Annotated in this window: 11 protein-coding genes and 1 pseudogene; 10 read left to right on the plus strand and 2 right to left on the minus strand. The window is 52.2% G+C overall.

Features of this window, described 5'->3' with window-relative positions:
* Positions 1-15: 15 nt before the first annotated feature.
* Positions 16-2,838 (plus strand): preprotein translocase subunit SecA, encoded by a 2,823-nt coding sequence (secA, locus tag AS151_RS18750; protein WP_071518614.1) that lies wholly within the window; start codon positions 16-18, stop codon positions 2,836-2,838.
* Between the two features lie 30 nt (positions 2,839-2,868).
* Here secA and AS151_RS18755 read toward each other — a convergent pair whose 3' ends face one another.
* Positions 2,869-3,615, minus strand: coding sequence for an HpsJ family protein (locus AS151_RS18755; protein WP_071518602.1), 747 nt, complete (start codon positions 3,613-3,615; stop codon positions 2,869-2,871).
* A gap of 391 nt (positions 3,616-4,006) precedes the next feature.
* Between AS151_RS18755 and AS151_RS18760 the strand changes: the two genes are divergently transcribed.
* Positions 4,007-4,624: a hypothetical protein gene (locus tag AS151_RS18760; protein WP_071518603.1), complete on the plus strand. Its 618-nt coding sequence runs from the start codon at positions 4,007-4,009 to the stop codon at positions 4,622-4,624.
* A 316-nt stretch (positions 4,625-4,940) separates the two neighbouring features.
* Here AS151_RS18760 and dnaN read toward each other — a convergent pair whose 3' ends face one another.
* Entirely contained in the window at positions 4,941-6,194 is a 1,254-nt protein-coding gene (gene dnaN / locus AS151_RS18765) for a DNA polymerase III subunit beta (RefSeq protein ID WP_071518604.1), read from the minus strand.
* Positions 6,195-6,366: 172 nt separating this feature from the next.
* Between dnaN and AS151_RS18770 the strand changes: the two genes are divergently transcribed.
* The 8 genes and pseudogenes from AS151_RS18770 to AS151_RS18805 all read left to right on the plus strand — a co-directional run.
* Positions 6,367-7,536 carry a F420-0:Gamma-glutamyl ligase gene (locus tag AS151_RS18770; protein WP_071518605.1) on the plus strand — a complete coding sequence of 390 codons (1,170 nt, stop codon included), beginning with the start codon at positions 6,367-6,369 and terminating at the stop codon, positions 7,534-7,536.
* Positions 7,537-7,686: 150 nt separating this feature from the next.
* On the plus strand, positions 7,687-8,928 hold the full coding sequence (locus AS151_RS18775; protein ID WP_071518606.1) for a GNAT family N-acetyltransferase: 1,242 nt from the start codon (positions 7,687-7,689) through the stop codon (positions 8,926-8,928).
* Between the two features lie 24 nt (positions 8,929-8,952).
* A complete protein-coding gene (ruvX, locus tag AS151_RS18780; RefSeq protein WP_071518607.1) occupies positions 8,953-9,390 on the plus strand; it encodes a Holliday junction resolvase RuvX in 438 nt (145 codons plus the stop codon).
* Positions 9,391-9,470: 80 nt separating this feature from the next.
* Positions 9,471-10,073, plus strand: a complete 603-nt coding sequence (locus tag AS151_RS18785) for a DUF3727 domain-containing protein (RefSeq protein ID WP_071518608.1) — start codon at positions 9,471-9,473, stop codon at positions 10,071-10,073.
* Positions 10,074-10,215: 142 nt separating this feature from the next.
* Positions 10,216-11,295 (plus strand): endolytic transglycosylase MltG, encoded by a 1,080-nt coding sequence (gene mltG, locus AS151_RS18790; RefSeq protein WP_071518609.1) that lies wholly within the window; start codon positions 10,216-10,218, stop codon positions 11,293-11,295.
* A 52-nt stretch (positions 11,296-11,347) separates the two neighbouring features.
* On the plus strand, positions 11,348-11,896 hold the full coding sequence (locus tag AS151_RS18795; RefSeq protein WP_071518610.1) for a YqeG family HAD IIIA-type phosphatase: 549 nt from the start codon (positions 11,348-11,350) through the stop codon (positions 11,894-11,896).
* Between the two features lie 322 nt (positions 11,897-12,218).
* A complete protein-coding gene (locus tag AS151_RS18800) occupies positions 12,219-13,136 on the plus strand; it encodes a histone deacetylase (protein ID WP_071518611.1) in 918 nt (305 codons plus the stop codon).
* Positions 13,137-13,228: 92 nt separating this feature from the next.
* Positions 13,229-13,381, plus strand: a pseudogene (locus AS151_RS18805) (M23 family metallopeptidase); the annotation flags it as partial.
* Between the last annotated feature and the right edge of the window lie 57 nt (positions 13,382-13,438).

The raw sequence follows: 13,438 nt of genomic DNA on the forward strand, positions 1-13,438 counted from the left end.
GAGTCCGATCCGGCTATGCTCAAAAAACTGCTTGGCGATCCCAATACACGCAAGCTCAAAAAAATCAACCCTCTCGTTACCGAAGTTAACCTTCTAGAAGAAGATATTCAATCCCTCTCCGACGACGAACTGCGCGAAAAAACCAAAGAATTTCAACAGCAGCTACAAAACGTCCAATCGGAAAAAGAAGAAAACCAACTTCTAGACGAACTCCTACCAGAAGCCTTTGCTGTGGTGCGAGAAGCCGCCAAGCGGGTGCTGGGAATGCGGCACTTTGACGTGCAAATCTTGGGCGGTGTGGTCCTGCATAACGGACAAATTGCCGAAATGAAAACCGGGGAAGGGAAAACCCTCGTCGCCACCCTCCCGGCCTATCTCAATGCCCTCACCGGCAAAGGCGTACACATCATCACGGTCAACGACTATCTAGCCCGCCGCGACGCCGAATGGATGGGGCAAGTTTATCGATTTTTGGGATTGAGCGTGGGGTTGATCCAACAAGGAATGAGCCCCTCCGAACGTCAGAAAAACTATAACTGCGACATTACCTACTGCACTAACAGCGAAGTCGGATTTGACTATCTGCGCGACAACATGGCCACCGACCTAGCCGATGTGGTGCAGCGTCCCTTCAACTACTGCATCATCGACGAAGTAGACTCCATTCTCATCGACGAAGCCAGAACCCCACTGATCATCTCTGGTCAGGTAGACAGACCCAGCGAAAAATACGTCCGCGCCGCCGAAATCGCCTCCCAACTCAACGCCGAAGAACACTACGAAGTAGACGAAAAAGCGCGCCAGGTTCTGCTCACCGACGAAGGCTTCGCCCAAGCCGAAGAATTGCTGCAGGTCAACGACCTCTACGACCCCAAAGACCCCTGGGCACACTATGTTTTCAACGCCATCAAAGCCAAAGAACTCTTTGTCAAAGATGTCAACTACATTGTACGCAACGGCGAAGTTGTCATTGTAGACGAATTTACCGGTCGGGTAATGCCGGGTCGCCGCTGGAGCGATGGATTGCACCAAGCCATTGAAGCCAAAGAAGGCGTAGAAATTCAACCAGAAACCCAAACCCTGGCTTCCATCACCTACCAGAACTTATTCCTGTTATACCCCAAAATGGCCGGTATGACCGGCACCGCCAAAACCGAAGAAGCCGAATTCGAGCGCATTTACGGTCTGGAAGTTACCATCATTCCTACCAATCGTCCCTTACGCCGCCACCACTGGTCGGATGTGGTATACAAAACTGAAAATGCCAAGTGGAAGGCCGTGGCCGAAGAATGCGCCGAAATGCACGAAAAAGGGCGTCCGGTCTTGGTGGGCACCACCAGCGTAGAAAAATCGGAACGGCTTTCCCAGTTGCTTTCCGAACGCAACGTTCCCCACAATCTGCTCAACGCCAAGCCAGAAAATGTGGAACGGGAAGCCGAAATTGTTGCCCAAGCCGGTCGTCGCGGTGCGGTTACCATTGCCACCAATATGGCGGGTCGGGGAACGGATATTATTCTAGGTGGTAATGCCGAGTACATGGCCCGGTTGAAGGTACGGGAGTATTTAATGCCAAGGTTGGTGCAACCAGAAGACGATGACGATGCCGTCTCCCCCACCAAAGTTCCCGGTGCCAACAAGCGCAAAGGCGGGCAAGGATTCGATCCAAATAACAAAAAGAAAGTAAAAAGCTGGCAAGCTTCCCCACAAATTTTCCCGAAAAAATTATCCAAAGAAGCAGAAAAACAGTTAAAAGAAGCCGTGGATTTTGCCGTGCAAACCTATGGGGAACGTAATTTGCCGGAACTAGAAGCAGAGGACTTGGTGGCGGTAGCTTCGGAAAAAGCCCCCACGGACAATCCGGTGGTACAGAAACTGCGGGAAGTCTACAACCAAATCCGCCAAGAATATGAAGAGTTTACTCAAAAAGAACACGATGAAGTGGTGGAATTGGGCGGCTTGCACGTGATTGGTACCGAACGCCACGAGTCGCGCCGCATTGACAACCAGTTGCGCGGTCGTGCTGGTCGTCAAGGGGATGATGGTTCCACCCGCTTTTTCCTGAGTTTGGAAGACAATTTGCTGCGGATTTTCGGCGGCGAACGGGTGGCTGGCTTGATGAATGCTTTCCGCGTAGAAGAAGATATGCCCATCGAGTCGGGGATGTTGACGAAATCCCTGGAAAATGCCCAGCGGAAGGTGGAAACCTACCACTATGATATCCGCAAGCAGGTCTTCGAGTTTGATGAGGTGATGAACAACCAACGCCGTGCTATTTATTCGGAACGGCGGCGGGTTCTCGAAGGGGAAGACCTGAAGGAACAGGTGATTCGCTACGGCGAACAAACCATGGATGATATTGTCAATGCCTATGTCAACCCTGACTTGCCCTCGGAAGAGTGGGATTTGGAAAACTTGGTGGATAAGGTGAAGCAGTTTGTGTACCTGCTTTCTGATTTGGAACCCAGCCAGCTGGAGGATATGAGCATTGACGAAATCAAAACGTTCCTCCACGAACAGGTACGCATTGCTTACGATATGAAAGAGGCCCAGGTAGACCAAATCCAACCCGGCTTGATGCGGCAGGCGGAACGTTTCTTCATGCTGCAGCAAATCGATGCTTTGTGGCGGGAACACTTGCAGCATATGGATGCCCTGAGAGAATCGGTAAGCCTGCGTGGGTACGGTCAGAAAGACCCCTTGGTCGAATACAAGAGCGAAGGGTATGAGCTGTTCTTGGAGATGATGACCGACATTCGTCGCAATGTGGTTTATTCCCTGTTCCAGTTCCAGCCTCAAGTACAGCCAGCCACCGAACAACAAGAAGCGGTGGAAAGCTAAAACAAACGAACGTTAAAGCTGGGAAAAGGGCTACTTGTACCTTTTTAAACCGGTCCAACCGATGACAACGTAACCACTGGCTAGCAACAAGCTCTCCAAGCCAATCCGGACGCTCGATTTGAAGGCACCGACTTTGGAATCTTTCAAAGCTGTTAGGCGTCTTTGTTCGATTTGTTCTTCCATGAGGTTGCGTACGGTTTGGGTTTGCTGTTGTAAGGCTTCGGGGTGGTTTTGGAAATTTTGCAGGCGACTTTGTTTTTCGGGAGAAAGGTTGTTGTTTTCTATGTAAGTTTTTAGTTCTTGGGGGTTGGCTAAGAGCGCTTCTAGGTCTTGTTGGCGTTGCTGCAAGGATTGTTCCAGCTGTTGTTTGGCTTGAGTGGTTTCGCGGTCGATGCGTTCCACGGTGGCCCCTCTCGCTGCCAAAACGTTGCCGATATGAATGGGAACCAGCAGTAAAAAGACCAACCCCAAAAAACTGGAAACGACGGCACTCCAAAAATGCAAATCTTGCCATTGGTTGTGCGCGGTTGATGGATTGGTTTCCGAACTTTTGTCGAAGCCGTAGCCACCAATGATAAAGGCCATGCCCATGAGGGGAACGACGCCCCGTTCGACGATTTTGGTGCTGATGCGCAGCTGCCATTGGGGATCGCCCCATTGCAAGGGAATTGGTAGCAAGATATAGTCAACCAATGCCGAAAGGATTAAGAGAATACCTGCGAGTTTGAGCAGTCGGGAGGCACGTGCTTGAAGGGATTCGCTTTTCGATGCTTTCATAAATCTCAGATCAAAAATGAGGGAAAGGGTTGGGAATGGTTGCTATCAAAATAGCATATTCTTTGGTGGCGATCGCTGGGGTGGCTAGTGGGAAAAAACAAGCAACCGCTACGTAGGATCTCTGGAATTGCGGAAAGTTTACAAACATCTTTACGTGTTTTTGCGGATGACACAAATTGCGCTTGTAGATCATTCTGTAAATAGAAACTATGTCAAAGAAATTTGGGGGACCGAGCTTTCCTGATTTAACTAAAAATCGAATCTAGGAGCATTGCTGGTATCTATCCAAGTAAGTGCTATTTTGCCGCCATGGTTGGGAAGGATTCCAGAGACGATCCTTCCCAGTTCAACAGGGGGAACATCCATCGTTCATTTCTTCGGAGGAAAAGTTTTGAAAAAAATACTCATTGCGATCGCGACCACCAGCATTCTCGTAGGTGCCAACTTATCCCCTGTTGTTGCAGATATCACCGACGGGGGATCTGTGGAAGAACAAGCCAACCAAACCCAATACGGTAGCGACACAGCCAAAATCACCCAAACCGAGGATACTGCCGCCGGCAGCGACCCGGTTTCCCAAGCCGCCGATCGTCTTTCGCAAGACCTCGGCACCATGACCAACGACCCCGCCATGCAGATGGATGCGTTGCTGCAAGACCCCAACAGCTTGCAAACGACCGTAGGCGGTTCCTCCTCAGGCGGCATGTGCTTTAACGGTTGTTGCGTGCGCCCGGGTTGCGTTGTCAGCAACGTCGGTATGGGTCTGGCTCTCAACTGTGCGGCCGCTGGTAGCCTGCCCGATGCCGCCGCTTGCGTGAAAGAAGCCGATAGCGATAAGTTTTACAGCGCTTTGTCCTGTACTTACGACAAAAATCCCGGTTCGGGCGCTTGTGCCGGTATGATTTCCACGCTACCTGGGGACAACAACCTCTATGCCTGCTCGCAACCCACCGGTACCAGTATCGCCAATGTAGGCTGGCCGCAGATAGGCACCAACGCCAACTTTTGACACTCTCACGAATTCTATTCGTGAGATTCTCGCTTCCTTGGGTGTGCCTGTGAAGAGATTCCCTATGAGCTAGCCCCTCCCCGGCGAACAGGGACCCTCGGCGAGGGTTTTTCGGCCCCATTGTGGACGTACTTTGATGCAACTGTAGCACATTTTGACGGCGGCGACCGCACGAGTCGCTTTTCATCTCGGCTGGGAAAGAGGCAGGGCTTTCAAGTTCCCGTGTTTTTTCGTAACTTTTTAACCAGCTTTCCAATGGCAACCCAAGAATTGGAGGGGCAAGTATGTTTGCCCCTATTTTTGGTAGCAAGAACCCTTACGATCGCAATTGCACCGGCATAATTAAGTGGGTCATTTTGATGCCCCCCAACGGTTGCAAAATAGCGGGGGAAGTGGCTGTATTGAGCTGAATTTGGATCTGGGAAGATTGCAGGTTTTTCAACGACTCCATCAAATACTTCACGTTAAACGCCACATCGATGCTGTCTCCAGAAATATCTGCATCCAACGATTCGGTACCGCTGCCGATATCCTGGGCATCCGCACTAAGGGAAAGCTGGTTGGCTTCGGCATCGAGGCTAAATTTCACCACGCTGTTTTTGCGGTCTGCCAGCACCGAAACCAATTCCAACGCCTGCAAAAGTTGCTTGCGGTCCACCGAAATTTGCCGGCTAAAGCGATCGGGAATCAGCTGGCGATAAGCCGGGTACTGACCTTCCAGGGTGCGGGTGGTGAGGCGTCGGTTGTCTAACTCAAAAATCGCTTGACCTGGGTCGAAATACAGTTGAATGGGGCGATCGCGATCGTGCAGGGCGATCGCGCGTTCCAACTCCCGCCAAGCGCGGGTAGGGATAGTCACCTCAAAAGCATCGGCTTCCAAAGGTTGCAACTCCCCATCTTTTTCCAGTTCGTTCGTCGTTTCCACCACAGCCAAACGATGTCCGTCGGTAGCAGCAAATTCCAACCCATCTTCCCCCACCACCAGATGAATGCCAGTGAGCACCTGTTTGGTTTCGTCGGTACTGGCGGCAAACAGAGAACCGCGCAATCCTTCTAAAAGCGCTTTCGCAGAAATTTGGGCGGTGGAACCATTTTCAATGGCTGGCAGTTCGGGAAATTCTTCCGCATCCATACCGCGGACCTGGTAGCGTCCGGAGACCGAAAATAACGTCGCGATCGCCGTGGTCGCCGCACTTTCAGCCGCCTCGCTATGGCTGTTTTCTTCCCCATCATCTTCTGCAGTAGCAGCTGTTGCTGTTTCGCTGCCTTCGGACGGAGGTGTCTCCGATAGGGTGGCCTCGATGGTCAAATCCCCTGGAGGTAACTTCGCGACAATCTCATGAAATAGCTTCGCCGGCAAAGTCAGCTTGGCATCGCTCTCCACTTGAGCCGCAAAGCTCGTGCGGATGCCCAGACTGAGGTCAAACGCCGTCAGCTTCACCTGTTGGGCTTCGGCATCGGCATGGAATAGAACATTGCCCAACACTGGATGGTTGGGGCGTGCGGGTACAGCACGACTGACCAAGGATAAGTGGGTATTTAAATCGCTAACCGAACAAACCAGCTTCATAGCAGCACCGCCTTTTCCTGATGAAATTGCCGAGTGTATAGAGTAGCATGTCTTTCTATTGTTCCACGACCAAGACCCGAGCCAACGCGATCGGGCTGCGGAGGCGGCAAATTTCTATGAAGAAAGTCCCTCAAGCCAGTACGATCTGTTCAGGTTGATATGGGATAGGTGAATCGCCTTGAATATCGTTGCACTTTTGATTTTCGCCCTATTGCTGCTGGTCGCCGGTGGATGGGGATGGCTGGAATGGAACTACCGCCGGCAACCGGGAAACCATCTAGCCGCGGAACCGGGAACTTGGCAGTTGCAAGTCCAAAAGCCCCAGCACTACCGTTTGGTGGGAGAAATGCTCTTGGTTAACCGTACCCAGCACCTAGAAATCATGGTACCCCAAGCGGAAGCCGAAGCCACCCTACTGGGCCAAGGCAGCCTGGCGGGCGTGAGGTGGCAAACGCAAATTACCCCCTGTCACGAAGATATGCCAGCGCGCGAAGATGGATACTGGTTTGCGTATATTGTTAAGGTAGGCAAAACTACGCGCGTACAAGTTTCCCTGGATATTACCGGCGACGATCTTACCCACTTACAAAGCGCCTGGATTCGATTTCGCTACGTTACCTACGGACCGCAAGGATATATTCGGCAAACTCGCCACGTGGTGGTGCCTTTACAATTTCCCGACCCGATGCTCCCCCTGGCATGGGAAAACCTACCCAGCGCCGAGGTTTTGCCCGTCAAGACCCACCTGCTGAGCCATTTAGACACCCCCGTCGAGATTGTGAAACGCTACGTAGCCCCGCACGCCCAGCCGGGGGATATTGTCACCATCGGCGAAACCCCTCTAGCGATTATGCAAGGGCGGTGGCGATCGCCAACCGACGTACGACCGGGATGGGTGGCCAAACGATTGTGTTATTTTTTCCTACCCACCTCCAGCATGGCCACCGCCTGCGGGCTGCAAACCCTGGTAGATATTGTCGGTCCTGCCCGGGTGCTGTTTGCCTTTTTTGGGGGTGCCCTTGCTAAAATATTAGGTAAGCCTGGGGGATTTTACCAACTGGCAGGGGAACAAGCGCGGCTCATTGATGACGTGACAGGAACATTGCCCCCCTACGACCAGTTTATTGTGCTCGGACCGGTGGACCCACAAAAAGTTGTAGAGACGATTCAACGGGAAACCGGATTGTTGGCTGCTATCGTGGATGTCAATGACTTGAAAGCCGTTAAGATAGTAGCAGCGACCCCCGATACCAATCCAACTGTTGTGACAGAAGCCTTGCGAAGCAATCCGGCAGGAAATGCCGATCGGCAAACCCCCCTGGTGTTGATTCGACCTAAATAAACCATGGCAGCAAGGGAAGCATTTGGCTGTTGGTGGCGCTGCAGGGGTCTGGCTGCGTAGGTTTTGTCACTCGTAGCAACGTTCATCAAAAGATTATGGACTTGAGTTCCCTGTGCTGCTGTCTGCGGAGGCTGAATTGATTAAAGTACGATGAAATCACTGGTTCCCCAAAATTTGAAGCATCCCAGCGTGCGCCCAGTCCGGTACTGGGACTTGGAAACCATCGAACAACTGCTAACAGACAATTGTTTGGATAGCTGTTTTGCTGGTCGCCGGAACCCCGATCTCGCTTGGCAGCGACTACGGCGCTGGTTTTGGTTGTGGAAGCTCCTCAGTTGGTTTCCCAACCCCTACCAACATTTATCTCGCGTTTACGTAGCTCAAGAAAGCGATCGCTTGGTGGGTGCCATTCAGGTATCTGCCTGCAACCACGCCAAAACCACCTGGCGGGTCGATCGGGCGGTGGTGGATACGGCCGCCGGCAGCCAGCATACCGGTTCGGTGTTACTACGCCACTGTCTCGAACGCATTCGCCAAGCACGCAATTGGATTTCGGAAGTAGACATTAACGACCGCAGCAGTTTGGCTTTGTACCGCCAAAATGGGTTTCAACCCTTGGCGCAGATGACCTACTGGTCTTTGGCACCGGAACGGCTGCAGGAAATCGCGATCGCAGAACCCAATCTGGGCCACCTGTGGCCGGTGAGCAATACCGACGCCCAACTGCTACAGCAATTGGATGCCGCCTCGGTTCCGCCCATGGTGCGGCAGGTTTTTGACTACCGCTTGCAGGATTTTCAAACCAGCTTGCTCGATTCCATTGTCACCGGCGTTCAACAAGGAATGGCCGGTCAAGAAACCGTCAGCGGCTACGTATTTGAACCCCAACGGCAAGTTGCCATTGGGTACTTTCAAGTAACCCTTTCCCAGGAGGGAGAGCAACCAGCCGCGGCGCAGATTACCGTCCATCCCGGATACGACTGGCTGTACGGCGAGCTGCTGTGTCAAATTGCCCGCATTGCCCAAGATTTCCCGGCGCAACCCGTGCAGATAGCCTCTGCCGACTATCAAAGCGATCGGGAAACTTATTTAGAAAAACTGGGTGCCCAACGGGTCAAACACACGCTGATGATGTCCCGTTCGGTGTGGCACAAACTGCGGGAATCCAAACCGGTTTCCTTGGAAGCTTTGCAACTGTCGGAAGTTTTGCCGGGATTGCAGCCTTCCAGAACGCCCATTCCCAGCCGCCTGCGGTGGTGGAAAGCCGACCGCGGTCAATCCCATTGCCATCCCAACCATTCCACCGATCGACCCACCAACAGTGCTGCCTCCAGCTTGGCGTTTGCGGAAGACCCTTCAGACCAAGATGGCGACGGCGAGCGTTCTTCTTAACCACCGATTTAGCAAAGATTTCCCATGGAGAAAATTTCAGCTCTGGGTTTGGATATTGGTCGAAAACGCATTGGCGTAGCGGGTTGCGATGGCACGGGCACGATCGCTACGGGGCTAACCACCATCAAACGGTCGGCGTTGGCACGGGATGTAGCCCAATTGCAACAAATCGTTACCGAACGCGAGGCAACGGTTTTGGTAGTTGGCCTGCCCTATTCAATGAACGGGGTGCTGGGAACTCAAGCCCAGGAAGTGCAAAAGTATGCGAGGAAATTGCAACAAATCCTACAACTCCCTGTGGAGTATGTAGACGAACGGTTGAGTTCGCTGGAAGCCGAGCAACTGATGCATGCGCAAAAACAAGCCCCCAGCCGCCACAAGGAATTGGTCGATCGCAAAGCCGCAGCCATTATTTTGCAGCAGTGGTTGGACCAGCGCCGCCAACCAAAGCTATCTGTATAGTTCGCTATCGATCGCAATTCTTGGGAGAATAGGGAAGTACCTTCTACAAGCGCTTTTACGTTCAAATCCGTTAACCTTTTATGTCCCCATCTGAATATTCCCAAGAACATCAACATTTCCCACCAGATGCAGTGACCGTCTTTGACAACCAGGGGCGATCGCTGCCTTGTTTTGTGGAACATTCCTTTCAGCTACAGGGTCAGAATTACGCCCTGTTGGTTCCTGTCGATCTACCCGTGGAAATTTTTGCCTGGTGGGAGGAAGAAGATGGCGAAGAACGGGAAGAACCCGTTCCGGTAGATAGTGAAGACGAGCTCAACCTCATTTTTCCCACAGCCAAAGCCGTTTTGGAAGAAGAAAATCTGAACTTGCAACGGACGGCGGTAACGCTAACGGTGAGCGGCGAGCTACCCGATTTTGACGACAACCAAAATTTCGGCGACAGCAATGTGGAGGAAAACGGCGATGGCGATTACGAAGAATTTCACCTGCTTGCCAGTTTTTACCACGAAGAACAAGAATACGGGATCTACACGCCCCTAGATCCTTATTTAATTTTGGCGCGGCTCGACAAAAACGGCAAACCAGAGCTGCTTTCCGATGAAGAGATCCAACAGCTCGAACCCCTCATGCCCACCATTGAGGCTATGTTGGAAGAACAGTTGTTTGACGATCTCGACTAAAGCCGCGATCGCCATTGGCATTTTTTTTCGTGTTTTCTTAGTGGTGCGTCGCTGGTAGGCTCGTTTGAACTGCGTGGGGAGGGCAATGTCCCCTCCCCCAATTTTCCCAACACAGCGTTTCCAGAGGAAGTAGCAGGTGGTCATGAACCGATCGCAAAAATCGACTGGCAAATGGTGGTTCTACCTATTCGTTCTGCCCCTAACCTGGGGCATTTGCGCTTGGCAGGGGTGGAGTTGGTGGCGTTGGGCTTCGGCACCGGTGGATCCCAACGCCGGCGAAGCGGATGCCGTACAAATTGAAATTCCCCCAGGAACCCCCGGACAGCAGATTGGCGTGGATCTGGCGGCGGCAGAATTGATTCGCTCCCCCGCTGCTTGGCGGTTGTGGACGGAATGGCTCTCCGTGCGCGATCGCGATGGGGGATACCGTGCCGGCACCTACAAAATTTCCCCCGGTTCTTCCCTCGAAGCGATCGCCGCCAAAATTTGGCAGGGGGAAGTGGTCACCGTCAGCTTTACCATTCCCGAGGGATGGTCGCGTCGGCAAATTGGTGCCTACTTGCAAGAGCAAGGTTATTTTTCCCAGGAAGATTTTCTCGCCGCCACCCGCCAGCTCCCTGTAGATCGCTATCCCTGGCTGCCGGGAGACTTGCCCCACCTGGAAGGTTTTTTGTTTCCCGATACCTACAAAATGCCCTTGCAGGAAGTCACGCCGCAAACTGTGGTCTGGCAGATGCTCGAACGTTTTGAGCAAGTGGCCTTACCCATTTACGAGCGGGTGGCGGCCGATTGGCGTTTGTCGGAGTGGGTGACCTTGGCTAGTATTGTGGAAAGGGAAGCCGTGGTAGGCCGGGAACGGCGGCGGATTGCCGGGGTGTTTGTCAATCGCCTGCGCCAGGGAATGCGCCTGGAGGCCGATCCAACCGTAGAATATGGTTTGGGCATTACCCAAACTCCAGAACAGCCGCTAACCTTGGAACAAGTGCGCACGGAATCTCCCTACAATACCTATTTAAATGCCGGACTGCCGCCCACACCCATTGCCAGTCCTTCCCAAGCCAGTTTGCAAGCGGCTGCCAATCCAGAAGATACGGATTATCTTTATTTTGTGGCTCGCTACGATGGTACCCACGTGTTTAGCCGCACTCTAGCGGAACATCAGGCGGCGCAGGAGCGCATTCGCGATCGCATGGACAACCAGCAAACGTCCGCTGCCAACTGAACCGGCACCGTCTGGGTCGGCTTCCCAGCAAACTATGAATGGTATAGATTTTATGTCTTGGGGGAAACTACTGGAACCGGATTTGATTTTAGGGGATTGTGTGGTGGCTTTGCATCCAGACATCCTCCGCAAACAAGGCTTAAAAGGATTGGTCTTAGATGTGGACGAAACCTTGGTGCCTTTGAATGCCATGGATACTTCTGAGGACTTGCACGATTGGGTGGAGCAGGTACGTCCGTTTATGAGTTTGTGGTTGGTGAGCAACAATCTCAGCGAACGCCGCATTGGTCGCATTGCCCGTTCTTTAAATTTGCCCTACATTACTGGCGCTCAAAAGCCTTCACGACGTAAGTTGCGTCAAGCCGTACGGGCGATGGATTTGCCGATTTCCCAGGTGGCTATGGTGGGCGATCGCTTGTTTACCGATGTTCTCGCAGGCAACCGCTTGGGCATGTTCACCATTTTGGTGGAACCCATGGTCTCTACCCATCAAGGGGAGCGTTTTTGGCGCACGCGATCGCTGGAAATTTGGATTTCTCAGATTTTGGGGGCCTGTACCCCCTCAACGACAAAAAACTTTACCAAGCGTGATAAATCCTAAGGAAATGAAATATAAAGAAAATATTACGAAATCGTTCGCTTCATAAAAAGTTCTGGCAGTATAGAAATACACGAAAAATAAATTGGGATCGGCGGATATAAAGATCCTAAACATAAAGCTCGTATTTTATAACCGCGTAAAGCGCTGGGTTTCACCGATAGAAATCTGGCGCTTTACTTTTTGGTAGGATGGGCCAATTCATAAGCAAAAATACCTAAACAATTCTTTAGCTCCCAAAAACGCTACACTATAGAGTTGGCAAAGCTTCAGGCGTATATTTACACGCAACCGCCTGGGGAGCAACCACCCAAAAATTCCCGTTATGCAGCTACCAATTGTCTACCATCCCAACTACGTAGCCCCTCTACCACCAGGGCATCGCTTCCCCATGGATAAGTTTAAGCTTCTTTACGAATATTTACTTTCTGTAGGCGTGGTTGTCCCCGAACAGGTGTGGCAGCCAGACTATCCTTTACAAAGTTGGATTGAATTGGTACACGAACCGGACTACGTCAGCGCCTACCGCCACGGCACCTTAGACGCGCGGGTACAAAGGCGCATTGGTCTTCCCTGGAGTCCGCAACTCGCCGATCGCACTTGCATTGCCGTTGGTGGCAGCATTCTCACCGCACAGCTAGCCTTACAAACCGGCATAGCGTGTAACACTGCCGGCGGCACCCACCATGCCTTTCCCAACTACGGTTCCGGATTTTGCATTTTTAACGACATCGCGATCGCGGTACGGGTCTTGCTGCAGCAGCAACAGGTGCGCCAAGTTCTCATCGTCGATTTAGACGTACATCAAGGGGATGGCACCGCCTTTATTTTCCAAAACCAACCCCAGGTATTTACCTTTTCCATGCACTGCCAAGCCAATTTTCCCGGTCGCAAGCAAACCAGCGATCTAGACATTCCCCTCCCCGTCGACATGGAAGACGACGAATATTTGCAAACCCTGGCACACTACCTCCCCGACTTACTTTCTGAGGTCAATCCCGATTTGGTCTTTTACGATGCTGGAGTAGACATTCACAGCGGCGATCGCTTGGGAAAACTTGCCCTCACCGACACTGGGATTTTTCGTCGCGACATGCAGGTGTTAAGCACTTGTATGGCAGCTGGCGTTCCCGTCGCCAGCGTTATTGGTGGTGGCTATTGCGACGACCTCGATGCCTTGGTCTACCGCCACGCCTTGCTTCACCGTGCCGCTGCTACCGTTTACCAGCAATACAAGCTTTAAATGCCGGCAAGCTAGGGGAACCCGATGGCGTGGTTGCAGTCTTTGCCACTAACCAAAATCCGCCCTTTGCTGGTACGAAAGACCAGCACTTTCATGTATCCCTCTACGGACATTTGTCGGAGATTGCCGTCAAACGAGGAACGCGGGTGGAAAAAGGAGATTTGATTGGATATGTCGGAAGTACCGGTCGTTCCACAGGAGCTCACTTGCACTATTCAATTTACCGGCATGAATCGGGAGCTTGAAAGCCCTGACTTTTTAAAGCAGGGATGAAAAGCGACCCGTGCGGCTTTAGCCGCCGT

The organism is Geitlerinema sp. PCC 9228, assembly GCF_001870905.1.
Taxonomy (GTDB): Bacteria; Cyanobacteriota; Cyanobacteriia; order Cyanobacteriales; family PCC-9228; genus PCC-9228.